This is a genomic window from Naasia sp. SYSU D00057 (genome assembly GCF_017916505.1).
Lineage (GTDB): Bacteria > Actinomycetota > Actinomycetes > Actinomycetales > Microbacteriaceae > Naasia.
Genome location: NZ_JAFMSZ010000005.1, coordinates 161172 through 186406 on the forward strand (window position 1 = coordinate 161172; position 25235 = coordinate 186406).

Consider the following 25235-nt stretch of genomic DNA (forward strand, 5'->3'; position numbering starts at 1 on the left):
CGCGGGGGCCGAGCGGCCCCCAACTATAGGGGGCGTGCCAGCAGAAACCCTGGCCGCTACAGTGATTGCCTACCCGAACCCCCGAAGGAACCCGTGTCCGCTCAGACCTCGCAGCTCGAGGCGCAGGCATCCGCCGCCCCGCGCGGCGCCGCGCCGCTGTCCGGCGCCTGGCTCGTCGTCGCCCAGGTCCTCGCGATCGCCGCCATCTTCCTCATCTCCTCGCGGCAGTTCCTCGGCCAGGGCGTGACCCTCGGCCACGTCGCGTCCCTCTTCCTGCTGCCGCTGTGGGTGCCCGCGTTCCGCCGCTATGTCGGCGGCGTCACTCTCGGCGTGCTCGCGGTGCTCGGCACTCTCGCCTCGGTGTGGCTCACCCGCTACTCGTCGGTGGATCACGTCGTCACCTACAGCGACTCGATCGCGAACACCCTCCTCCTCGTCGGGACCGTCGCGGCTGTCGGCGTGATCTTCTGGGCGCGCGAGTACCTCCCGCTCTGGGCGATCGCCCTCACGTACGGCATCGGCATGCTCGCCTCGGCCTTCACGCGTGAGGACAGCTGGGTGACGAATCCGTGGAAGTCGGCGCTCGCTGTGCCCCTCGCGGTCATCACGCTGGCGATCGCCGAGCGCACTGGGCAGCGGTGGCTGCAGATCCTCGTGCTCCTCGCCCTCGCCGCCGCGTCGGCGCTCCTCGATTCCCGCTCCTACTTCGCCGAGTTCCTGCTGGCGGCGCTGCTCGTCGCGTGGCAGATGATCCCGAAGTCGAAGACCCGCCGTGCCTCGGCGTTGCGGGTGCTCGCGGTCTTCGGGGCCTTCGGTCTCGTCATCTACAACCTGGGCATCGCTCTCCTCGTCGAGGGCGTCCTCGGTGAGCGTGCGCAGGAGCGGTCCGTCGAGCAGATCGAGCGGGCCGGAAACATCCTGCTCGGCGCCCGTCCCGAGGCCGGCGCGACCGTCGCGCTCTTCCTCGACCGCCCTCTCGGTTTCGGGGCGGGGGTGCTCGCGAACGGCGAGGACATCGACACGGCGAAGGCCGGCATGCGTGTCCTCAATTACGACCCGGACAACGGGTACGTCGAGAACTTCCTCTTCGGCGCGAAGTTCGAGCTGCATTCGATGGCCGGTGACCTGTGGGCCTACTTCGGTCCGGTCGGGGTCGTCGTCGCGATCGTCGCGCTCGTGATGCTCCTGCAGATCATCACGAGGGGGGTGGCCTTCCGCATGGTCGGCGGCCTCGGCATGTTCCTGGCGGTGCAGAGCCTCTGGAATCTGTTCTTCAACCCGCTCTACACCTCCGCGCCGGTGCTCGCCATCGCGCTGGGGGTCGGCCTCGCGCTCACGGCCGATCGGCGGAACCCACTCGGTGGGGATCCGGCGTCCGCGGATGCGCCGGCCGCTCCGGCCGGCGTGCCGGTCGCACCCGCAATCCGATAGGCAGCCGGGCGTCGCCCCGGGGATCAGGACGCGGCGGCGAGAAGTCCGGCGATCTGCTCCACCGAGTCTCGCACCCGGCGCAGCGTCGCCCGGTGCTCCGCCGCCGACATCACGTGCCCGTCGACGATGTCGATGGCCGCGGTGGAGACGCTCGGCGGGCGATGCCGTCCGTGCCGCTCCATGCGGCCGCTCGCCAGAAGGGGCCGCGCGGCCTGGAGGTCGTGCACGAGGTCCGGCAGACGGGGAGCGCCGACCGGCATGCGGACCACGGAGCCGAGTCGCACGGCCTCCGCGAGGGTGAACGTGCGGGCGGTCGCTCGCGGGGACAGCCTCGCCACCTCCGCGCGGTGCTCCGCCGACGCGACGAGCACCAGATCGGCGGCCTCGACATCAGCCGAGTCCAGCGGGCGCGAGTGGTGGGCGAAGGCCTGATCGCCGAGACCGGCTTCGACCAGGCGCTCCGCGGCGAGGGGGCAGATCCGCTGCCCGGCGACGCTGCCCGTGCCGGCGCTCCACACCCCCCACTCGGCGGTGGTGCGGCTGCTCAGGGCGCTCTGGAGCAGGATCGCGGCGTACGGCGAGCGGCACACGTTTCGGGTGCAGACCACGAGGATTCTTGGCATTCCGGCCCCAGATTCGGGTTAGGGGGGAAGGGGGCTCTCATAGTAGCGGCAAAGGACTCGCCCGCCAGGGGTGGAAAACGACTTTCCGTGCCCCTATCTGGGGGCGCACGAAAAGGGTGACCCGGTCATACCATGGGATCTCCCTTACCCGAAGGAAGAACACGCCGTGGACCCCCGCAGATATCTCCTGGCCTTGCGCAAGCACTGGGCTGTGCTCGTCGGCCTCACCATCGTCGGCGGTCTGCTCGCCGGCCTCTATGCCGCGACCCAGCCCGTCCTCTATCAGGCGACCAGCAGCGTCTTCCTGTCCACCCAGCGCGGTGAGACGACCCAGGAGCTCGTGCAGGGTGGCACGTACACGCTCGACAGTGTCCAGTCGTACGCCGATCTGGCGGTCATGCCGAAGGTCCTCGACCCGGTCATCGACGAGCTGGGCCTCGACACCACCGTCGAGAAGCTGGCGACCCAGATCGAGACGGACATCCGCCTCAACACGGTGATCATCGAGGTGACGGCGACCGCCGACTCCGCGGAGGGCGCCGCCGAGCTGGCCAACGCGATCACCGACTCGCTCGCCCTCGCTGTCGCGGATGTGGCGCCGAAGACGGGCGGCGACAACCCTCAGCCCGCGGTCTCGCTGCAGTCGGTCGCCGAGGCGCAGGCGCCGAGCGCCCCGTTCTCGCCGCGCTACTTCTTCCTCATCGCGTCCGGCGCAGCACTCGGCCTGCTGCTCGCGATCGCCTACGCGGTCATCCGCGATCTCTTCGACACCCGCTTCCGCACCGAGGACGAGGCGAAGGCCGCTGCGGCGGCAACCGGCGCCCCGTTCCTCGGAGGTGTCGAGCGCCGCCACGGGCAGAACCTGCCGCACCTCGTCATCCTCGCCGAGCCGAACGGCCGCGCGGCCGAGGACTATCGGCGCCTCTGCACCAACCTCGAGTTCGCCGGCGTCGACCGCCGCGTGAGGTCGATGACGGTGACGTCGGCCCTGCCCGGCGACGGCAAGACCACGACCGCGCTGAACGTCGCGGGCGCGATCGCCGAGCGCGGCCACCGTGTGCTGCTCGTCGACGCCGACCTCCGCCGCCCCGCGGTCGCCGCCTACGTCAACATCGAGGGCTCCGTCGGCCTCACCAACGTGCTCCTCGGTGGCGTCAGCGCGGAGGACGCCATCCAGCAGGTCGGCACCTTCGACGTGCTGCCCTCCGGCACCACCCCGCCGAACGTGACGCAGGTGCTCTCGAGCGAGTCGATGGCCCGTCTCTTCGCGGAGCTGCAGGCGCGCTACGACTACGTGGTCGTCGACTCGCCGCCCGTGCTGGCGGTGCCGGACGCCCTCACCATCGCCCACCTCACCGACGGCGCGCTCATCGTGGCCCGCCAGAAGGTGACCCGCTCGAAGCAGCTGGCCGAGGCGGCGCAGTCGCTGACCTTCGTCGGCGCGAACGTGCTCGGTGTCGTGCTCAACGGCGTCGCCCGGCGTGCGACGTCGAGCTACGGCTACGAGACGGTCGAGCGCGGCGACGAGTCGGCGCTGCGCCCGGCGGCGACTCCGCCGAAGTCCTTCTTCCGTGAGGACGCGGCGGTCGAAGCCCCCGCCGTCTCGCAGAAGCTGGCCGACGACGAGGACCTCGCGAAGGTCGCGAAGTAGGCCCGCTCGCGGACCGCAGATCGGGGGGAATCTCATGGCCACACTGGCCGATCATCCGCAGGGCGAACGGCTGACCGTACCGGTCGCACTCGAGCGGCTCCGCAGCTCGCAGAAGTCCAACAAGGGGGCGGCGGCCTACTCGCGCTACGTGAACCGGCCACTCGGTCGCGTATTCGCGGCGGTCGCCGCCACTCTCGGCCTGAAGCCGAACCAGGTGACGGCGATCAGCGCGGTCCTGACGTTCGCGGGCATCGTGCTCGTCGCCACCGTGCCCCCGAGCCTCGGGCTCGGCGTCGCGGTGACGCTGCTCCTGCTGCTCGGGTACGCCCTCGACTCGGCCGACGGACAGGTCGCCCGCCTGCAGGGCGGCGGCTCGCTGGCGGGGGAGTGGCTCGACCACGTCGTCGACGCGGTGAAGACGACGTCGATCCACGTCGCCGTGCTGATCTCCTGGTACCGGTTCACCGACCTCGACCCGGTGTGGCTGCTCGTTCCGCTCGGCTATCTGATCGCCGACAACGCGCGCTTCTTCGGCCTCGTGCTGAGCGACTTCCTGCGCCGCCTGCACCGCGGCTCCTCGAAGATGATTCTCAAGCGCGAGGGCACGACGAGCCTGCTGTACTCGCTCGCGGTCCTCCCGTTCGACTACGGGCTGCTGCTGCTCAGCTTCCTGCTCTTCGCCTGGATGCCGCTCTTCGTCGGGCTCTACGGCCTCCTCTTCCTCGCGAACCTCCTGGTGGTGCCGGTCGCGTTCCTGCGCTGGTTCCGCGAGATGAAGCGACTCGGACGTGCGTGATGCGCGCATCCTGGTCCTGCACTCCTCGATCGAGCTGTACGGATCGGACCGGATGCTGCTCACCGTGCTCCGCACCCTGCCCCCGGGCGTCCGCGCGGAGGTGTGGCTCCCGGACGACGTCCCGTTCGTCGCGGACGGTCTCCCGGCGGCCCTGACCGAGCTCGGGGTCGACTGGTCGGTGCGCCCCCTGCCCGTCCTGCGCCGGCGGTACCTGTCCCCGCGCGGTCTGCTGCAGCTCCTCCCGCGCATCGCGGCCCTGAGGGCTGAGCTGCGGCGCAGCCGTCCCGACGCCCTCTACGTCGCCACCTCGGCGATGCTGCTCGCGGCGCCCGTCGCACGCCGAGCCGGCGTGCCCGGCATCCTCCTGCATGCGCAGGAGATCTGGAGCGGCTTCGAGGGGCGCCTCCTCTCCGCTCTCGCCGCGTCCGTGACCACCACGGTGTGCATCTCGCGTGCCGTGCAGGAGTCGCTCGGCGGGCGGGTGCGCGCGCACTCGATCGTCATCGACAACGCCGTGCCGGACTCCCCGGACGCTCCCGCATCTCCTGCTGATGAGGATCGGCCGCTCGAGTTCGTCGTCGCAAGCCGCTGGAACGCCTGGAAGGGCTACGAGACCCTGCTGCGCGCCTGGGACCAGGGTGAGCCTCCCGGCCGCCTCACCGTCCTCGGCGGCAAGCCGCCGGTCGGCGCGGGGGTCGACGTGCCGGCCCTCGTGCAGGGCCTGACCCACCCCGAGTCGGTGCGGGTCGTGGGTGAAGTGGAGTCGGTGCGGCCCTACCTCGACAGCGCCGACGTCATGGTCGTGCCGAGCGACCAGCCCGAGCCCTTCGGCCTCGTCGCCATCGAGGCGTTCAGCCGCGCCCGTCCCGTCATCGCGAGCGACGGCGGCGGCCTCGCCGACATCGTCGGCTCCTCGACCGGCTGGCGCTTCCCGCTCCGCGACCCGGACGCGCTGCGCGCCGTCCTCGACAGCGTCAGCCGCGACGCCGTCGTGGAGCGCGGCGCCTGCGCCCGCGCCGTCTACGAGGAGAAGTACTCGCCGCAGCGCTTCGCCGAGCAGTTCCGCAGCGTCTGGGCCGCCCTGCTCGCCTGAGCTCGCTGCAGCTCCCCGCGTGCGAAACGTCCTCGCCGCCCCGGAAACAACGGGGGCGGCGAGGACGTTTCTGCAGCGCCGACGATCTACGGGGCCGTGAGGGCGAAGTCGTCGAACGCGATCACGGCAGGCCCGTTCGTGACGCCGCTGCCGACGTAGCCGCCGAGGCCCGTGTGACCCGCAGTCTGCAGACCCGAGGTGCTGTCGGTCGTTGTCACGGTCCACGCGGTGGGCTCGGTCGTGCCCGCCCGCCAGACCTTCGCACGGATCGTGGTCGGCGATGCGCCCGTCACCTGCAGGCGCACCTGCAGGGGCGTGTTCGCCGCCGCGGTGAGGCCCGTGTTGGCCGAGGTGAGCGTCGTGCCGCTGCGCTGCAGCTGCAGGGTCACCGCGCCACCCGAGGCGATCACGACCCGGGCTCGGTAGTCAGCGGTGCCGGCCCGCCGCCCGATCACGGAGGCGAAGACGCTGCCACCCGCCGGCACGGCGCCGACGCTGACGGAGGCCGTCACGTTCGCGCTGCTCGATGTCACACCGGTCAGGTACGACTCCGCCGTCCGAGCCGCGGGAAGCGTCAGCCGGCCCGTGGTTCCGTTCACGGAGTAGTACGAACTCGTGCTCGAGCTCGGCGTCCACGCGCCGCCGGCCGTCGCGCTGCCCCAGCCGCCCGAGACGGTGCGGTTGAAGTTGTCGGACGCGGTCCCGGTGGTGCCGCCTCCGCCCCCACCGCCGCCGGTTCCGCCGGTCACGCTGATCGACACCGCGTTGCCGGTGACGACGTTGCCGAACGGATCGGTGACCCGGACGCGGTAGCTGTGCGAGCCGCTGCTGACGCCCGTGTCGAGGTAGGTGAGCGCCGGCCGCTGATACCAGATGCGCGATCCCGCGGTCTGCGTGTTCACGGTCACCCCGTCGCGCTGCACCTCGTACGTGAGGAACTCGTTGTCGCGGTCGTAGTTGGCGGTCCAGTTGACGCGCACCTGACCTGCCGCCGGCGAGCTGAGGGTCGGCGCGAAGTTCGCGCCGGTGACTCGCGGCCCGTCGTCGTTGGGCGCGATCGTGTCGGTCGCGAAGCGGACGAGACCCTGCTGCCCGACGTTGTTCACCCGGGTGAACTCGCCGGCGTAGACGACGTAGTTGCCGCTCGCGGCGACGCTCCACGGGCCCTGGCTGGCGCCGGACACGGTGCCCGTGTTGAAGTCGGGCCACCAGTTGAGCAGGGTCGGCGCGGGACGGCCCGACCAGATCCCGGAGCGCACGGTGCCCGTCTGCGCCTTCGACCACGCCATGCCCCGCTGGTAGACCCGCGGATCCTGGTCCGCGAACGCGCCCATGCTCGAGCAGTCGTGCGGATGCCCGGCGACGTAGACGACGTTCGCGCTCGGCGCCGCGTCGTAGCTGTCACCCGCGCACGCCTCCATCCAGACGAGGTCGCCGTTCGCCCAGTCGGCGCGGAACGCCCCCTCGAGGGTCTGCCCGCCGAACGGGAAGATGTAGGCCGTCCCGTACACGCCGCTGGAGTCCGACTGCAGGCTGTAGATCGCGGCGTTGTCGCCGCCCTGACGGATGATCGAGTTCACTCGCCACGTCATCGAGGCGCCGGTGGACGCGTTGAGGGCGCCCATGCCGAGGCCCGGGTTGTTCGACCCGTTGAGGGTGGTGAAGTGGCCGCCGACGACGACCTTGTCGGCGGTGGGGGAGATGGCGAGTGCGAGCACGCGCCCGCCTTCGGCGCGGGCGTTGAACGAGGTGACAGCGCCGTTGCTCGCGCTGAGTGCGGCGACGCGAGTGCGGGTCGTGCCGCCGACGGCGGTGAAGTTGCCGCCGATGTAGACGGTGCTGTTGGTCGCCCGGACCGCCTCGACGGTGCTGTTGACGCTGGGGGCGAAACCCGAGACGAGGGTGCCGCCCGGGATGCTGAATGCGGCGACCCGGTTGCGCGCCTGGCCGTTGACCTGGGTGAACGTGCCGCCGATGTAGAGCCGGGTGCCGTCGGGCGAGGCGGAGACCGAGTTGATCGTGCCGTTCACGTTCGGCGCGAAGCTCGTCATCTGCCCGGTGGTCAGGCTGAACGCCATCAGGTTGTACCGGCGCTGCTGGTTGCTGCCTGCAGCGGCGCCGGCGGGCCGGGCATAGCTGAAGCTGCCGCCCGCGTAGACCGTGGTTCCCACGATGGCGGTGGACCACACGATGCCGTCGATCTGCGCGGTCGGCAGCACGTCGGTGGAGACGGTCTCCGGCACGCCGGAGGCCGGGGCGGTGTCCGCGTACGCGGCCCCGCTCGTGAAGGCGGCGCCGGTGACGAGCGCCAGGATGGCCAGGATGGCCGCGAGAGCGCGGGTGCGCGCCGTGATGCGTGAGGACACGGGTATCAGCCTCTGGGTAGCGTCGGGTGCCGACTCGGGTAGCCGGTGAAGGAATGGTAGGTGCGGGACCGCCCCCGTGTCGCCCCCGTCCGGGGGACAATATCGTCCGGATCCGGGTACGGAAAAAGGCGTCGCCGCCCCGGAGACCGGGACGGCGACGCCTGGAGGGTCCTTCGTCAGGGCTGGGTCACGACGAAGTCGTCGAACCGGATGTCCTGCGGAAGGGTGGTGATGCCGCTGCCGACATAGCTGCCGAGGCCGAACGAGCCGGCGGTCTGCAGGGCGGCAGTGGTGTCGGTCGTGGTGAGGTTCCAGGCGGTGGGCTCGGTCGTGCCGACCTTCCAGACCTTCGCGCGGATGGTGGTCGGGTTGGTGCCCGTCACCTGGAGGCGGATCCGGAGCTGATCCCCCGCCGCGTAGGTGAGGCCGCTCACCGTCTGGCTGACGAGGGTGGTGCCCGCGCGCTGCAGCTGCAGCTGCACGCTTCCGGTCGCCGCGATGACCGCCCGGGCCCGGTAGTCGGCCGTGCCGACGCGACGGCCGATGACCGAGGCGAACACGCTGCCACCCGCGTTCATCGGGCTGAGCGACACCGTGGCCTGCACGTCGGCGTTCGAGCTGGTCACACCGTTCAGGAAGATGTCGAGCGTCTTCCCCGCGGTGGTCGGGGTGAGGTGGCCGACCCCACCGCTGACCGAGTACATGGACGAGGAGCTGCTGCCGTTCGTCCATGCGCCGCCGAGCGTCGCCGTGCCCCAGCCGTTCGTCGCGTTGTCCGCGAAGTCGTCGCTCGCGATCGCGTTCGCCGGCGGGGGAGTGGTGCCGCCCGTCACCGTGACGGAGCCCGTCCGGGTGTGCGTGGCGCCGTCGTCGTCCGTGACCGTGAGCGTCACCGTGTAGGTGCCCGCCGAGGCGTAGGTGACGCTCGGGTTCGCGGTCGTCGCCGTCTGCCCGTTGCCGAAGTTCCAGGCGTAGGTGGCGATCGTGCCGTCCGAGTCGGTCGAGGTTGACGTGAACTGCGCCGTCAGCCCGTTGGTGCTGCTGGTGAAGTTCGCGACCGGGGCGACGTTCGCGGGAGGCGTCGTCGAGGTCACGGTGACCGACCGGGTGGTGGTCGCCGTGGCGCCGTCGTCGTCCCGAACGGTGAGGGTCACCGTGTAGGTGCCCGCCGCCGCGTAGGTGTGGGTCGCCGTCGCGCCGGTGCCGGCTGCGGTGTTGTCGCCCCAGTTCCACGAGTAGGACGCGATGGTGCCGTCCGAGTCGGTGGAGCCGCTGCCGTTCACGCTGACCCCGAGGCCGTTCACCGTGCTGGTGAACGCCGCGGTGGGCGCCGCGTTGGCGGGAGGCGGCGTGGTGCCGCCGGACGCGCTGGCCGACACGTTGTCCCACGTGTAGACGACGCTCGTCGGCGAGGCGCTCGCGCTGAGGTAGTTGTACAGGCCGACCCCGCCCGCGGACTGGAGGCCCGCGGTGCTGTCGGTCGTCGTCCGCTGCCAGGCGGTGGGCTCGGTGGTGCCGACCTTCCAGACCTTCGCGGACAGCGTGGTCGGGCTGGTGCCGACCGCCTGCACCCGGATGCGGAGCTGGTCGCCCGTGGCCACGGTGAGCCCGGCGACGGTCCCCGACGTGAGGGTCGTGTCGCCCCGCTGGATCTGCAGGTTGACCGAACCGGTGGAGCTCACCACGACGCGGCCGCGGTACTCGGCCGTGCCGACCCGCCGGGCGATCACCGCGGCGTAGGTGCTGCCCGCGGTGGGCCGCGTCATCCCGACCGTGGCCTGGATGTCGGTGTCGGTCGACGAGACGCCGTTCAGCAGCGCGTACCGGGTCGAGCCGGCGGGGTTGGTGATCCGCGCCACGCCGTTCGCCACCGAGTAGGAGGTCTGGCCGCCGCCCGAGATGGTCCAGGCGCCGCCGGTCTCCGCCGTGCCGAGACCGCTGGTCGTCGTCCGGCTGAAGGTGTCGGCCGCGAGTGCGCCGCCTCCGGTCGGAGGCGCCGTCACCGTGACGGACGCGGTCTGCGTGTCGGTGGCGCCGCCGTTGTCGGTGACGGTGAGGGTCACCGTGTAGGTGCCCGCCGCCGCGTAGGTGTGGGTCGCCGTCGCACCGGTGCCGGCCGCGGTGTTGTCGCCCCAGTTCCACGAGTAGGACGCGATGGTGCCGTCCGAGTCGGTGGAGCCGCTGCCGTTCACGCTGACCCCGAGGCCGTTCACCGTGCTGGTGAAGGCCGCGGTGGGCGCCGCGTTGGTGGGCGTCGTGCCGCCGACCGTGACCGTGCCCGACTTCGTGTTGGTGGCGCCTTCGTTGTCCGTCACCTTGAGGGTCACGGTGTAGGTGCCGGCCGCCGCGTAGGCGCGGTTCGGGTTCTGCAGCGTCGACGTTCCGCCGTCGCCGAAGGTCCAGGCGTAGGCGGTGATCGAGCCGTCCGGGTCGGTGGAGGTCGACTGGAACGCCGCGGTCAGCCCGTTCACCGTGCTGGTGAAGTCGGCCGTCGGCGCCTGGTTGTCGTTCACCCCGCTCACCGTGACCTGACCGGTGGTCACGCCGGTGGCGCGGCCGTTGTCCATCACCGTGAGGGTGATGGTGTAGGTCGCAGCCGAGGCGTAGGCGTGGCTGGCAGTCGGGGTCGTGGTGGTCTGGTTCGGGCTGTTGTCACCCCAGTTCCACACGTAGCTCGTGATCGTGCCGTCCGTGTCCGTGGAGGTGGACGTGGCGTTCACCGTCAGCCCGTCGGTGGCGGTCGTGAACGACGCCGTCGGCGGGTTGTTGGTGTTGGGCCGGACGGTCGCGGTGTAGTCGTTCGTCGCGCCCTGGTTGTCGGTGACCGTGAGGGTCACCGTGTAGGTGCCGGCCGTCGAGTAGGCGTGGCTGGTCGTCGCGCCGGTGCCGGTGGTGCCGTCGCCGAACTGCCAGGCGTACGAGGCGACCGTGCCGTCCGGGTCGGTCGACGCCGAGGCGTTGAACGACACGTTGAGCTGGTTCGTCGTGCTGGTGAACGTCGCGTTGGGGGCGAGGTTCGCCGCGCCGCCGATGGTCCGGCCGGAGAGCGTGAAGTGCTCCTGCACCTGCTCCGCGGTCAGCGCCGCCGGATAGACCGCGACGTCGTCGATCGTGCCGGAGAGGAACGTCGGGCCGCCCGTGGTGCGGGCGACGTCGCCGCCGACCCGCCAGTAGCCCCAGCTGGAGCGCAGCGACGTGACGGTGGTGTTCTGGCCGGAGAGCACTCCGTCGACGTACAGGCGAGCGCCGTTCGCGCCGACCGTGACGACGGCGTGGTGCCACTGGTTGTCGTTGTAGCCGGTGCGCGTCGTCGACAGGTTCACGCTGCCCTGGCCTGCGCGAGCGCCGAAGCCGACCTTGCCGGCCGCGTCGATGTACAGGTTCCGGTCGGACGTGGTGGCCGTCGTCGTGGTCGTCGTGGTCGGGACGATCGTCGACGCGGAGCCGAGGTCGAGGATGTTGCCGCCCGTCGTGCTCGACGTGCGGAACCAGGCCTCCGCCGTGTAGGCGGTGGGGCTCTGCACCTGACCGGACGTCGCGACGCCGGCCTGCGTGCCCGGGAAGCGGGCCGCCGTGTTCGCGTCGCCCGACAGAGCGCCCGACTGGGCGAGCGTGACACCGGTGCCCGCGCGCAGCGTGTTCACGCCGACGCTGTCGAACAGGGACGTGCCGCTCGCCTCACCGAGGCGCCAGTACGAGGTGGGGGCGTCGCCGACGACGGTCTGCGCGTAGGTGCCGAGGTTGCCGCTCGGGATGGTGACCGTGATCGCGTTGCCGGTCACCGCGTTGCCGAGCGGGTCGGTGACGCGGATCCGGTACTGCTGGCTGCTGCCCGGCGTCAGGCCGGTGTCGCGGTAGGTCATCGTGGGCCGCTCGAAGTTGGCCCGCGAGCCCTGGGTGGCCGTGTAGATCGGGGCGGCCGTGGAGGCGCCGCGGATCAGCTCGTACCGGAGGTACTGGTTGTCGCGGTCCCAGTTGGTCTGCCACTTCACGTCGACGGTGCCCGAGCTGACGGGGACGACGGTCGGCACGAAGTTGGAGCCGCTGACCCGGGGGCCGTCGTCGTTGGGCGCGATCGCCTTGTCGGCGAAGCGGACGAGGCCCTGCTGCCCCTGCTGGTTCACCTGGGTGAACTCGCCGGCGTAGACGACGTACTGGTCGGTTGCGTCGACGGACCAGGGGCCCTGGTTCTGGCCGGTGAAGTCGCCCGAGTTGAAGTCCGGCCACCAGTTCAGGAGGGCCGGGGTCGGCCAGTTGGCGAACTCGCCGGAGATGACCCGGTTGCCGGAGGCGTTCTTGCTCCACGCCATGGCGCGGTGGTACACCTTCGGCGACTGCTGCGCGCCGTCGGGGAACCCGCCCGGGACGGTGGAGCAGTCGTGCGGGTGACCCGCGAGGTAGAGCGCGTCGGAGTTGACGGCGACGTCGTAGCTGTCGCCCTTGCAGGTCTGGAGCCAGTTGATGTCGCCGTTCGCCCAGTCGGCGCGGAACGCGCCTTCGAGGGTGCGGCCGGAGACCGGGTACATGAACGCGGTGCCGTAGACGCCGGTGGCGTCCGACTTGAGGCTGTAGATCGCGGCGCTCTGCGAGAAGCCGGTCTCCGAGTTGCCCGCCTGGCGGATCGTCTTGTTGATGTTCCACGGCACCACCTGGCTGGTCGCCACGTTGACGGCGCCGAAGCCGTAGCCCGGGTCGTTGGAGCCGTTGATGTTCGTGAAGTAGCCGCCGAGCACGAGCTTCGCGCCGTCGGGCGAGAGCGCCATCGTGAGGACGCGCGCGTCCACCGTGACGCTCAGCGGGTTCACTGCACCTGTGCTCGCGGTGAGCGACGCGACGCGGTTGCGGGCGGTGCCGCCGACCGCGGTGAAGTTGCCGGCGATGTAGACGGTGGAGTTCGTCGCGATGACCGACTCGACCGCACTGTTGACCGACGGGGCGAACCCGCTGACCACGGCGCCCGTGGTCGGGTTGAGGGCGGCGACGCGGTTGCGCGTGGTGCCGTTCACCGTCGTGAAGGTGCCGCCGATGTACACGCGCGAGCCGTCCGGCGAGGCCGTGATCGAGTTGACCACACCGTTCGTGTTGGCGACGAAGCCCGTGATGAGGGCACCCGTCTGCAGGTTGAACGCGAGGACGTTGGCTCGCGGCGTGAGGCTGGTGCCGGCAGCGGCGCCCGCGGGGCGCGCGTTGTCGAAGTCGCCGCCGACGTAGACGGTGTTGCCGACGATCTTCGTCGACCACACGACACCGTCGACCTGCACCGTGGGCAGAGCGTCGGACGACACCGTCTCGATCTCGCCGTTCTGGGGGGCGGTGTCGGCGTACGCGGGCGAGGCCGCGTAGAGCACGCCGGCGGTGACGATCGCCGCGGTCGCGGCGGCGATTGCGCGCAGGCGCGCAGAGAACAAACGAGGCATCGGGTAAGCCTTTGGGTCGGGTAGCGGGTGCCGGTCGGGATTCCGACACCGTGGGCGTGAGTATAGGGGCACGGAAACGGTTTGCACTACCACCCCCAGTGCGCGGGTGCCTGAACGGAACCTGACGTGAGGGTGTGCGTCCGCCCGACGAGGGGGGAATGGCCTCCTCGCGCCGGCAACAACGGAGGGCGGGAGGACGTTCTCCCCGCGGCGGGGAGGGGTCAGGCGGCGCGGCGGTACTCGGCGTAGACCGAGCCGAAGGCGCCCGCGAGAAGGCCGCTGCCGCGGGCCACGGCCTTCGTCCCGCGTGCGCGCCAGCGCAGCGAGCGGGTGACGGAGCCGGCGGCCAGCAGGGCAGCGCCGGCGACGACGCGAGCGGCTCCCGCGGCGGAGAGGAGCACCCGCGTCCGCGCGCGCCCTGCCGGGGTCGGCTCGAGGGCGAGCGAGGTGTGCATCCAGCTGTTGCCGCTGCGGAACTGACGGCGCAGGACCCAGTCGCGCGTGGAGCGGGACGCGGGCACGACGTCGGTGACGATCGCCTCATCGCACCAGACGATGGAGCCGCCGCCGACGACGAGCTCTCGCGAGAACATCGTGTCGGAGCCGCCGGTCAGGCCGAAGCGGAGATCGAACCGGAGCCCCATGCGCCGGATGCTGTCGAGGTCGAGCAGCAGGTTGTTCGTCGCGGCGACCGCGACAGGCGATCCCGTGGGCAGGCGCCGTCGGCTGAAGAAGCCGCCGGCCCGGATCCAGGCCCCCGGCTCCACCTCGAACGAGGAGATGACCGGGCCCACCACGGCGGTCGCCCCGTGCCGGCGCCAGGCGTCGACCAGCCGGGACAGCCACCGGGCGACGGGGCGCTCGTCGTCGTCGATGAACACGAGGAGGTCGGCGTCGCCGGCCTCGTCGAGGGCGACGTTCCGGGCCGAGGCGATGCCCGGTTCCGGCGCGTGCACGTACCGGACACCTCGGCCGAACGCCGCGACCTGCTCGCGGGCGCCGGCGTCCGGGTCGTTGTCGACGATGAGGATGTCGACGGAGTCGGGGACGGTCGCTCGCTGCGCGACGAGGGCGGGGAGCAGCTCCGCCAGGTCGTCGGGCCGCCGGTAGGTGAGAGCGGCGACGACGACCCGGAGGGGCGCGTCCGAGGTGGGGGCCGTCATGGGATCGCTCACTGCGCCGCGGTGACGACGAAGTCGTCGTAGCGGACGGTGAACGGCAGCACGGTCGCGCTTCCGGACAGGTACTGGCCGACGCCCGTGGTCCCCGCCTGCTGCAGTGCGGCGGTGCTGTCCGTCGCGCTGACCTGCCAGGCGGCGGGCTCCGGAGCGGCCGCGCTCCAGACCTTGGCGCGCAAAGCCGTGGTGCCCGTGCCGGTCACCTGCAGCCGGATGCGCAGCGGCTCGCCCACGACGGCCGCGAGCCCCGTCACCTTCTGGGTCACCAGGGTGACCGCGCCCTGCCGCAGCTGGATGGAGACGCTGCCGTCGGCGGCGATCACGACTCGCGTCCGGTAGTCGACGGTGCCGACGCGCCGGCCGATGACCGACAGGTAGGCCCCGCCGCCGCTCGGCGCCGTCTCGAGGACCACCGTGGCGGCCACGTCGAGGTCGGTGCCGGTGAAGCCGGTGAGGTGGGCGTCGGCGTCGCGGCCCGCGATCGGCGAGGTGATCCGCGCGGCATCGCCCATGACGGTGTACGTCGACGACGAGGTGCCGTTCGTCCAGGTGCCGCCGAGCTCGGCAGCGCCCCATCCGGACGCAACGGTCCGGGTGAAGTCGTCGCTCGCGAGGGCCGTCACGACGGGCGGGACGGGCGGGTCCACCACGGGCGGGGGAACGACGACCGGCGCGGTCACCTCGACGGTCCGGGTCACGGCGGCGGTCGCGCCGTCGTCGTCGGTCACGGTCAGGGTGACCGGATAGGCGCCGGCGGCCGCGTAGGTGTGAGTCGCCGTGGCGCCCGTTCCGGTCGTGCCGTCGCCGAACGCCCAGGCGTACGAGGTGACGCTGCCGTCCGCGTCGGCCGACGCCGAGGCGTCGACGGTGGCGGTGAGGCCGGCCGCGCTGCTCGTGAACGCGGCGGTCGGGGCGGCGTTGGCCGGCAGCTCGGGCTCCGCCGGGGTCTGCGGCGTGGCGCCGGGGACGCCCGCCCAGAGGTCGTCGAAGGCGACGACGGTCCGGGTGGGCACGGCGCTCGCCGACAGGTAGCCGCCGATGCCGATGGATCCGGCCTGCTGCAGGATGGCGGTTCCGTCGGTGGTGCTCGCCTGCCAGGCGGCCGGCTCCACGGCGCCGTCCTTCCACACCTTTGCGCGGATGGTGGTCGGCGACGTGCCGCTCACCTCGACGCGGAAGCGCAGGACGTCACCGGAGCCGACGGTGAGGCCCGCCGCGGTCGCCGACGTGAGGGTCGTCCCGCTGCGCTGCAGCTGGAGCTGCACACTGCCCGTGCCGCTCACCACCGCGCGGAGGCGGTAGTCGTCGGACCCGACGCGGCGGCCGAGGACGGAGACGTACGCGCTGCCGGTGGTGGGACGCGCCGAGAGGCTGACCGAGCCGGTGACCTCGGTCGCGGTCGAGGAGACGCCGTCGAGGTACGCGGTGCGGGTGGCGCCGGCGTCGACGGTGAACTTCGCCGCGCCGTCGGCCGCGTAGTTCGCCTTGGTGCTGGCGACGGTCCAGGCGCCGCCGATCGGGGCGGTGCCGAGACCGCCCGTCGTGGTCCGGCTGAAGCCGTCCCGCGCGAGGTCCGCGGGGGGCGGGGGAGCCGTGACCGTGACGGCGTGCGTCGTCGTTCCGGTGGCCTTGCGGTCGTCCGTCAGGGTGAGCGTCACCGTGTAGGTGCCGCCGGCAGCGTAGGTGTGCTGGGCGGTGGCGCCGGTGGCGGTTCCGCCGTCCCCGAAGTCCCAGGCGTAGGCGGCGATGCGGCCGTCGCTGTCGGCAGACGCGGAGGCGTCCACGGCCAGGTCGAGCTCGTCCGGCGTCGCCGTGAACTCGGCGGTCGGGGCGGCGTTCGGGGCGGTCACCGTGACGTCCGCCGTCCTGGTGGCGGTCGCGCCGTCGTCGTCCGTCACGGTCAGCGTGACCGGGTAGGTGCCGGCCTTCGCGTAGCTGTGCTCCACGCCGACCCCGGTCCCGGTCGTGCCGTCACCGAAGCTCCAGTCGTAGGACGCGAGCGTGCCGTCCGAGTCGGTCGATGAGGCGGCGTCGAGGACGACCGCGAGGTCGGTCACCGCGCTGGTGAACGCGGCGGTGGGCGCCTTGTTGGGCAGCGGGACGAGTCCGCTCGCCTGGTAGTGGGCGAGGACCTCGGCGGCGGGAAGGGCCCGGGTGTACACGGCGGCCTCGTCGAGGGTCGCCGTCACATACGAGGCGGTCCCGGCGCCGGTGGCGTCGCCGCCGACGCGGAAGTACCCGTTCATGGTGCGCGCGGTCGTGACCGTGTTCGAGGCCTTGAGCGCGCCGTCGACGTAGAGCCGCATGCCCGCCGACGACTGGGTGGCAACCACCTGGTGCCACTTGCCGTCGTTGTAGGCGGCGCTCGTGGCGAGGGTCGTGGTCCTCACGTTCTTGCCGTTGCCGTTCGCGGTCGACGTGCTGAAGGCGAGCCGGCCGTCGCGCTGCAGGTAGACCTGCCGGTCGGAGGTGCTCGACAGCCCGGTCGGCGAGGTGCCGAAGCCGGTCAGCTGCCCGCCCTGCGTGCTGGTGGTCTTGAGCCAGACCTCGGTCGAGTAGGTCGCCGGCGCGGCGGTGGCCGCGCTGGTCGAGACGACGCCGTCGGCGCCGCCGAACGAGGCCGCCGGGTCGGAGCCGATGCCCGCCACCTGCTTCGTCACTCCGCCGCTGTAGACGCCGACGGCGCCCGTGCCGGCGTAGTCCGCCGCCTTGCTCGAGCCGACGACCTCGTTGAGGCGCCAGTAGAGTGCCGGCTTCGACGCGGTGATCGTCGTGCCGTAGGTGTCGGTCGGCGCCTCGGGCGTGCTCGGCGTCCGGCCGGACAGCGCGTAGTGGCTGCGGACCTGCGCGGCGGTCAGCGGCGAGCTGTAGACCGCGACGTCGTCGATGGAGCCGGCGAGGTACGGGGCGCCGGTCCACGTGTTGTCGCCGCCGATCCGCCAGTAGCCGCTGTAGCCCTGGGCGGTCGTGACGTCGGTGCGGGCGGCGACGCGGGCGCCGTCCACGTAGAGCTCCATGCCCGCGCTGCTGAGGCTCGCCACCACCTGGTGCCACTGGCCGTCGTTGTAGCCGGTGCCGCTCGTCACGGTCTGGATGGACCCGGGGTAGACGCCGAAGTAGATCCGGCCGCTGCCGTCGAGGTAGATGTGCCGGTCGTAGCTGCCGGAGTTGCCGGTGTTGGAGCTGCCGAAGCCGACGACCTTGCCGCCGGTCCTGCTCGTCGTGTTGAACCACGCCTCGAGGGCGAAGGTGGTCGGGCCCTGCTGGGCGGTGGACGCGGCGACGAGGCCGTTGCCGTCGCCGGCGAAGCGGGCGGCCGTGTTGCTGTCGCCGGCGATCGCGCCGGTCTGGCCGAGGGTCACGCCGGTGCCGGCCTTGGCGTCGTTGAGGCCCGCCCAGTCGGTGACGGTGGTGCCGGAACCCTCGCCGAGACGCCAGTAGTTGACGGCTCCGTCGTCGAGCACGGTCGACGCGTAGTCGCTGATCGAGCCCTCGGCCGAGACGGTGATGCTCACCGGGTCGCCCCAGCTGACGTTGCCCCACGGGTCCTCGGCGCGGAGGCGGTAGGTGTGGGTGCTGCCGGGCTCCACGTCGCGGTCGACGTAGGAGAGGGTCGGCCGGTCGAACCAGATCCGGGACGACGCCGTCGTCTCGTAGATGGGCGCCGAGTTGAGGCCGTCGCGGATCAGCTTGTAGCTGAGGTGCTGGTTGTCGCGGTCGTAGTTGGCGAGCCAGTTGATGCGCACCATGCCGGCGGCGGGCGACTTGAGGGTCGGCACCCAGCTGCTGCCGCCGAGGCGGGGGCCGTCGTCGTTCGGGGCGATCGACGTGACGGCGAAGCGGACGAGGCCCTGCTGGCCCTTGTTGTTGACCTTGGTGAACTCGCCGCCGTAGACGACGTAGTCGGTGCCGGCCGCGACGCTCCACGGGCCCTGGCTCGCGCCGCTGACGTCGCCGGTGTTGAAGTCCGGCCACCAGTTGAGCACGTCGGGGGCGTTGACGCCCTCCCAGCTCGCGTAGCCGAGGGTCTGCCCGCCGTTGACGTTGCCGTTCCAGCCCTTCGTGAACGCCATGCCGCGCTGGAAGGTCCAGGGGTCGGTCTGCGGGAAGCTGCCGACGTTGCTGCAGTAGTGCGCGTGGCCGGCCGTGTACACGACCCCGTTCAGCACGGCGGACGAGTAGGTGTCGCCGTGGCAGTCCTCGACCCAGACGAGGTTGCCGTTCCAGTCGGCGCGGAACGCGCCCTCGAGGGTGCCGCCTCCGCCGAAGTCGTAGCCGGTGCCGTAGACGCCGTCGGCGTCCGAGGTGAGCGAGTAGACGGCGGACTTGTCGCCGGCGTTGCGGACGCGGGTGTTCGCGGCCCACGGCAGGGTCGCGCCCGTGATCGCGTCCACTGCGCCGAGGCCGTAGCCGGGGCTGGTCGACCCGTTGATGGTCGTGAAGTTCCCGCCGTAGACGACCTTGCTGCCGTCCGGCGAGACGGTGACCGCGCGGGCGCGGCCGCCGAGGACCGGGGCGAAGGGGAGCACCGAGCCGTCCACCGTGGAGACGGCGGCGGCCTTGCTGCGGGTCTGCTTGTTGACAGCGGTGAAGGCGCCGCCAACGTAGACCGTGGTGCCGGACACCTTGATCGCGTCGACGGTCGCATTGAACGACGGTGCGAAGCCGCTGATCACCGCGCCGGTCCTCGCGTCGAGCGCCGCCAGCCGGTTGCGGGTGGCGCCGTTGACGGTGGTGAACGAGCCGCCGATGTAGATGCGGCTGCCGTCGGGCGACGCCGCGACGCTCATCACCTGGGCGTTGGTGTTCGCCACGAAAGTCGTGATCAGCTCACCCGTCGTCAGGTTGTACGCGAGCACGTTGGCGCGCGGTGTCGTGCTGACGCCCGCAGCGGCTCCGGCCGGGCGGGCCGTGGCGAAGCTGCCGCCCACGTAGACGGTGTTGCCGACGACGACCTGCGACCAGACGATGCCGTCGACCTGCACGGTCGGCAGGGCGTCCGTGGAGACGGTCTCGGCGACGCCGGTCGCCGGCGAGGTGTCCGCGGAGGCGGGCGAGGCCGCGAAGAGGCCGCTGGCCACGACGGCCACGGCGGTGAGGGCGGACAGAGCGCGCCAAGGCGCGCGAGAGGTGTTGGCCACGGGTAAGCCTTTGTGCTCGGGTAAGCACGGCGCGCAGGGTTTCGCGCCGCTTACCCGAAGTCAACCGAACTCCGGGGTACAGGATCAGTCCCCAATAAGGGGTACCGCCCGCTCCCGGTGATTGAGGAGGCCGCGCAGCGGCCGTCCCCTCCCGGTGATTGAGGAGGCCGCGCAGCGGCCGTCTCGAAATCACGCGACGTGCCCTTCGACTCAGCCACGGATGGCCGGGCCCCAGAGGCGGACGCGGGTGATTTCGAGACGCCGCCCTTCGGGCGGCTCCTCAATCACCGGGTGGGGAGGGCGGCTCGTCACGCGCCGGGTTGCACCTTCGTCACCAGCAGGTCGTCGAACGCGACGCGGGCCGGCAGGGCGGTCGAGGTGCCGGACACGTACTGGCCGACGCCGATCCCGCCCGTCTGCTGGAGCGCGGGCGTCGCGTCGGTCGCGGTGACCTGCCAGTCCTTCGGCTCCTCGGTCACGGCCCGCCAGACCTTCGCGCGCAGCGTCGTCGTGCCGGTGCCGGTCACTTCGAGACGGATGCGCAGCGGGTCGCCGACGGCCGCGGTGAGCCCCGCGAGCCTCTGCGTGACGAGTGTCGTGGCGCCCTGCCGCAGCTGCAGCGACACGGATCCGTCGACGGCGATCACGACACGCGTCCGGTAGTCGACGGTGCCGACTCGGCGCCCGATCAGGGAGATGTAGGCGCTGCCCGCGTTCGGCGCGTTCTCGAGCCGGAAGGTCGCCTGCACGTCGCTCGCGGTGCTCGCGACCGAGGCGAGGTACGCCTCGGCGTCCCGCCCGGCGGCCGGCGAGGAGATCCGCCCGACACCGTCGACGGAGTAGGTCGAGGAGCTCGTGCTGCTCGTCCAGGCGCCGCCGACGGGAGCGGTGCCCCAGCCGGAGGCGAGGCTCCGGGCGAAGTCGTCGCTAGCGAGCGGCGCCTCCGCGGGCGGCGTCGTCGGCGTCGCCGGGGCGGCGGGCGCCGTCACGGTGATCTCACCGGTGCGGGTCGCGGTCGCACCGTCGTCGTCGGTCACCGTGAGGGTCACGGAGTAGGTGCCGGCGGCCGCGTAGGCGTGCGTCGTCGTCCGTCCTGTGCTGGTCGTGCCGTCGCCGAACGCCCACGCGTATCCGGCGATCGTGCCGTCCGGATCGGCGGAAGCCGCGGCGTCGAAGGATGCGGTGAGCCCGCTGGCGCTGCCGGTGAAGGCGGCGCTCGGGGCGGCGTTGGCCGGCGGCTGCGGCGCGGGCTCCTCGGCGACGGGCTCCTCGGGAACGGGCGTCGCGGAGGGGACCGTGACCCGGAGGTCGTCGAAGCCGAACACCGTGCGGGTCGGTGTGGCGCTCGCGCTGAGGTAGCCGGCGATGCCGACGGATCCGGGCGCCTGGAGGGCGTCGGTGCTGTCCTCGGCGCGCACCTGCCACCCGTCCGGCTCGGCGGTGCCCGACTTCCACACCTTCGCGGTGAGGACGGTCGGCGACGTGCCGGTCGCTCCGACGCGGAAGGCGAGGGTGTCGCCGGCCCCGTAGGTGAGGCCCGAGACGGTCGTCGAGGCGATCGTCGTGCCGCTGCGCTGCAGCTGGAGCTGCACGCTGCCGGTGCTGCCGACGACGGCGCGGAGGCGGTAGTCGGCCGTGCCGACTCGCCGGCCGATCACCGACGCGTAGGCGCTGCCCGCGGTGGGGCGGGAGCTGAGAGTGAACGTCCCCGTCACCTCCGCCTCGGTGGTCGAGATGGCGCCCAGGTAGGCGGTTCGGGTTGCGCCCGCGTCGACGGTGACACGTGCGGCTCCGTCGACCGCGTAGTTGGCGCCGCTGCCGGAGACCGTCCAGGCCCCGCCGGTGTCGGCGCTGCCGAGGCCGTTCGCGACCGTGCGGTCGAACGTGTCCTTCGCGAGGTCGGTGCCGGGCGACGCGGTCGCCACCACCGTCCGCTCGATGCGGCCGGTCGCGCCGCGGTCGTCCGTGACCGTCAAGGCGACGGTGTAGGTGCCGGCGGCGGCATACGTGTGCGTCGCGGTGCGCCCGGTGCCGGTGGCGCCGTCGCCGAACGACCACGCGTAGGAGACGACGCTGCCGTCGCTGTCGGCGGACGCCGAGGCGTCGCCGGACACCGTCAGCTCCGCGGCGGTCGCGGTGAAGGAGGCGGTGGGGGCCGCGTTGGCGGGGGCGGCCGTGACGACGCGCGTGGTCTTCGCGGTGGCGCGGGCGTCGTCGGTGACCGTGAGGGTCACCGTGTAGCTGCCCGCCTTCGCGTAGGTGTGGGCGGCGGTGCGGCCGGTGCCGCTCGTGCCGTCGCCGAAGTCCCAGGCGTAGGACGCGATCGTCCCGTCGGGGTCGGCGCTCGCCGAGGCGTCGACCGACACCTGCATGTCCTGCGGCGTCGTCGTGAACGAGGCGCTCGGTGCGGCGTTCGCCGGCGACGCCAGACCGCTCGCCCGGTAGTGGGCGGCGACGGCGGAGGCCGGCAGGGCGTAGCCGTAGACCGCGGCCTCGTCGAGGGTGGCCGCGAGATACGGGTTCCCCTCCCAGGCGGTGTCGCCGCCGATTCGCCAGTAGCCGGTGTAGCTCTGCGCATTGGCGGTGGCGTTGCTGCCCTGCAGCACGCCGTCGACGTAGAGGCGCATGCCGGCGGGCGACTGCGTCGCCACGACCTGGTGCCACTTGCCGTCGTTGTAGGCGGCGGACGTGGTCAGGGTGACCTTCGCGCCGTTGTAGATGCCGAAGACGAGCTTGCCGTCGGGCCGCAGGTACACGTGGCGGTCGTAGTAGGACGACAGCCCGGTCCTCGAGCCGGCGAGCCCGATGAGCTTGCCGCCGCTCGTCGACCGAGTGCTGAACCAGAGCTCCATCGAGTAGTTGGTCGGGTTCGTGTATGGGGTGCTGCCGGCCATCGTCCCGCTCGCGCCGTCGAAGGTCGCGGCCTTGTCGGCGGAGATGCCGGCGGCCTGGCGCGTGACGCCGCCGCTGTAGGTGCCGGGCATGTTGCGGCCGCTCGAGTCGGTGGCGGCCGTGGCGGTCGTCGCGTCGTTCAGGCGCCAGTACGCGTCGGGGCGGTCGTTGTAGACGGCCGCGCCGTACGCGTCGGTCGGCACGGCCGGACCGGAGACGGTCCTGCCGGCCAGCGTGAAGTGGCGGCGGATCTGCTCCGCGGTGAGCGGTTGGTCGTAGATGGCGACGTCGTCGATGCTGCCCGCCAGGTAGGGGGCGCCCGCCCAGGAGGTGTCGCCGCCGATGCGCCAGTAGCCGTTGTAGGCCTGCGCCTCGACGACGTTCGGGTTGCTCGCGACGCGGACGCCGTCGACGTAGAGCTGCATGCCCTGAGTGCTGAGGCTCGCCACCACGTGGTGCCACTGGCCGTTGTTCATGCCGGTGCCGCTGCTCACGGTCTGGATGGAGCCGGGGTAGACGCCGAAGACGACGCGGCCCGCCGTGTCCAGGTAGACGTGGCGGTCGTAGAGCGACGAGTTGCCGGTCGTCGAGCCGCCGAAGCCGATGATCTTGCCGCCCGCGGTGCTCGTGGTCTTGAACCACGCCTCGATGGTGAAGGTGTGCGATCCCGTCTCGAGGAGCGACGACGCGACGCGGCCGCTCTCGTTGCCGGAGAAGCCGGCCGCCCGGTCGGTGTCGTCCGCGATGGCGCCGGTCTGGCCGCGGGTCACGCCGGTGCCGACGGTCGCCGGGTTGGCGCGTGCCCAGTCGGTCATCGTGCCGCCGCTGTCGCCGAGGCGCCAGAAGTCCTTCGCGCCGTCGTCGAGCACCGCCTCCGCGTAATCGCTGATGGCGCCGGAGCCGGACACGGTGACGGTCACGGGGTCGCCCCAGGCGACGTTGCCGTACGGGTCCTCGGCGCGCAGCCGGTAGGTGTGGGTGCTGCCCGCTTCTACGTCGCGGTCGGTGTAGCCCATCATCGGGCGGTCGAACCAGATCCGGGAGCTCTCGGTGGTCTCGTAGATCGGGGTCGCGTTGGCGCCGTCGCGGATGAGGCGGTAGCTGAGGTGCTGGTTGTCCCGGTCGTAGTTGGCGGCCCAGTTGAGTCGCACCTCGCCGCCCGCGGTGGTGACCGTGGGCACGAAGCCGCTGCCGGACAGGCGGGGCCCGTCGGCGTTGGGCGCGAGGTCCTTGACCGCGAACCGGGCGAGGCCCTGCTGGCCGGTGTTGTTGACCTTGGTGAACTCCCCGCCGTAGACGACGTAGCCGGTGCCGGCCGCGACGGACCACGGGCCCTGGCTCGCGCCGCTCACCGTGCCCGTGTTGAAGTCGGGCCACCAGTTGAGGATGTCGGGAGCGTTGACGCCCGCCCAGCTCGTGTAGCCGTAGGTGATGCCGCCGTTGACGTTGCCGTTCCACGCCTTCGTGAACGCCATGCCGCGCTGGTAGGTCCAGTCGGCCTTGGGCTCGGTCTGGGGGAAGCCGCCGACGTTGACGCAGTAGTGGGCGTGGCCAGCGGTGTAGACGACGTCGTTGAGAACGGTCACCGAGTAGGTGTCGCCGTGGCAGTCCTCCACCCAGACGAGGTCGCCCTTCGCCCAGTCGGCGCGGAAGGCGCCTTCGGTCGTGCCGGTGCCGCCGTAGTTGTAGCCGGTGCCGTAGACGCTGTCGCCGTCGGAGGCGAGGGAGTAGATCGCCGCTGACGTGCCGGCGTTCCGCACCTTGCTGTTGATGTTCCAGGGCAGCGACGCTCCCGTAGCGGCGTCGACGGCGCCGAGCCCGAAGCCCGGGTTGCCCGACCCGTTGAGGGTCGTGAATGCGCCACCGAGCACGACCTTCTTCGCGTCCGGGGAGACGACGAGGGCACGCACCCGGCCGTTCGCGTTCGCGTTGAAGGGCAGGACGGCGCCGGTGCTCGCCGACACGGCAGCGACGCGGCTGCGGGAGGCGGAGCTCACGGCGGTGAAGGTGCCGCCGGCGTACACGGTCGAGCCGACCGCCTTGATCGCGTCGACGGTCGAGTTGAAGGAAGGCGCGAACCCGGCCACGACTGCGCCGGTCTTCGCGTCCACCGCGGCGATGCGGTTGCGCGTCGTCCCGTTGATGCTCGTGAACGTGCCGCCGAGGTAGATCCGGCTGCCGTCGGGGGAGGCGGCGACCGCGTTCACCTGCCCGTTGGTGTTCGCGACGAACCCGGGGAGCAGCTCGCCGGTCGTCAGGTCGTAGGCGAGCACGTTGGCCCGCGGCGTCGTGTCGACTCCGGCAGCGGCGCCGGCAGGTCGCGCCGTCGTGAAGCTGCCGCCGACGTACACGGTGTTGCCGACGACGACCTGCGACCAGACGATGCCGTCGATCTGCACGGTGGGCAGGGAGTCCGTCGACACCGTGTCGATCGTGCCGGGTGCCGGCGCGGTGTCGGCGACGGCGGGGGAGGCCGCGAGGAGGCCGCCGGCGACGAGGGCGACGGCGGTGAGTGCGGAGAGGGCGCGCAGGGGTGCGCGGAAGGGTGTGGCCACGGGTAAGCCTTTTGCTCGGGTAAGCGGTCGGCGTTCGGGTAGGACGCCGTTCGCCGAGTCAACCGCGCGACAAGGGGTACACGTCAGTCCCC

General features: G+C 72.0%; 10 protein-coding genes. 4 read left to right on the forward strand and 6 right to left on the reverse strand.

Translation table 11 applies throughout. The features are described from left to right. Positions 1-93 precede the first annotated feature (93 nt). Positions 94-1431, forward strand: a complete 1338-nt coding sequence (locus tag J3P36_RS14950; RefSeq protein ID WP_210509034.1) for a hypothetical protein — start codon at positions 94-96, stop codon at positions 1429-1431. Between the two features lie 23 nt (positions 1432-1454). Here J3P36_RS14950 and J3P36_RS14955 read toward each other — a convergent pair whose 3' ends face one another. Then, complete coding sequence (locus J3P36_RS14955; protein ID WP_210509035.1) at positions 1455-2039, reverse strand: hypothetical protein; 585 nt, start codon at positions 2037-2039, stop codon at positions 1455-1457. Positions 2040-2220: 181 nt separating this feature from the next. Here J3P36_RS14955 and J3P36_RS14960 point away from each other — a divergent pair, with 181 nt between their 5' ends. From J3P36_RS14960 to J3P36_RS14970, 3 genes are read left to right on the forward strand one after another with little or no spacing between them, the layout of a single operon-like run. After that, on the forward strand, positions 2221-3705 hold the full coding sequence (locus J3P36_RS14960; RefSeq protein ID WP_210509036.1) for a polysaccharide biosynthesis tyrosine autokinase: 1485 nt from the start codon (positions 2221-2223) through the stop codon (positions 3703-3705). 34 nt (positions 3706-3739) lie between these two features. Further along, complete coding sequence (locus J3P36_RS14965; protein WP_210509037.1) at positions 3740-4501, forward strand: CDP-alcohol phosphatidyltransferase family protein; 762 nt, start codon at positions 3740-3742, stop codon at positions 4499-4501. Then, the gene (locus J3P36_RS14970) at positions 4494-5594 is read left to right on the forward strand and encodes a glycosyltransferase family 4 protein (RefSeq protein WP_210509038.1); all 1101 of its coding nucleotides are present in this window, start codon (positions 4494-4496) and stop codon (positions 5592-5594) included. The genes J3P36_RS14965 and J3P36_RS14970 overlap by 8 nt, the downstream gene beginning before the upstream one ends. Before the next feature lie 86 nt (positions 5595-5680). On the opposite strand, the gene J3P36_RS14975 is transcribed toward J3P36_RS14970, so the two are convergent. The 5 genes from J3P36_RS14975 to J3P36_RS16460 all read right to left on the reverse strand — a co-directional run bounded on the left by J3P36_RS14975 (position 5681) and on the right by J3P36_RS16460 (position 25143). Then, positions 5681-7960 (reverse strand): PKD domain-containing protein, encoded by a 2280-nt coding sequence (locus J3P36_RS14975; protein WP_210509039.1) that lies wholly within the window; start codon positions 7958-7960, stop codon positions 5681-5683. A gap of 176 nt (positions 7961-8136) precedes the next feature. Continuing rightward, positions 8137-13377: an S-layer family protein gene (locus tag J3P36_RS14980; RefSeq protein ID WP_210509040.1), complete on the reverse strand. Its 5241-nt coding sequence runs from the start codon at positions 13375-13377 to the stop codon at positions 8137-8139. Positions 13378-13598: 221 nt separating this feature from the next. Continuing rightward, on the reverse strand, positions 13599-14540 hold the full coding sequence (locus J3P36_RS14985) for a glycosyltransferase family 2 protein (RefSeq protein ID WP_210509041.1): 942 nt from the start codon (positions 14538-14540) through the stop codon (positions 13599-13601). Positions 14541-14548: 8 nt separating this feature from the next. Then, a complete protein-coding gene (locus tag J3P36_RS14990; RefSeq protein ID WP_210509042.1) occupies positions 14549-19696 on the reverse strand; it encodes a PKD domain-containing protein in 5148 nt (1715 codons plus the stop codon). Positions 19697-20004: 308 nt separating this feature from the next. Beyond that, positions 20005-25143, reverse strand: a complete 5139-nt coding sequence (locus J3P36_RS16460) for a PKD domain-containing protein (RefSeq protein WP_307807124.1) — start codon at positions 25141-25143, stop codon at positions 20005-20007. Positions 25144-25235 lie beyond the last annotated feature (92 nt).

What these genes read in the sequence shown, in the direction of transcription:
- J3P36_RS14965 (WP_210509037.1), top strand. Translation starts at nt 3,740, where the DNA reads ATGGCCACACTGGCCGATCATCCGCAGGGCGAACGGCTGACCGTACCG.
- J3P36_RS14980 (WP_210509040.1), bottom strand. Translation starts at nt 13,377, where the DNA reads ATGCCTCGTTTGTTCTCTGCGCGCCTGCGCGCAATCGCCGCCGCGACC.
- J3P36_RS14985 (WP_210509041.1), bottom strand. Translation starts at nt 14,540, where the DNA reads ATGACGGCCCCCACCTCGGACGCGCCCCTCCGGGTCGTCGTCGCCGCT.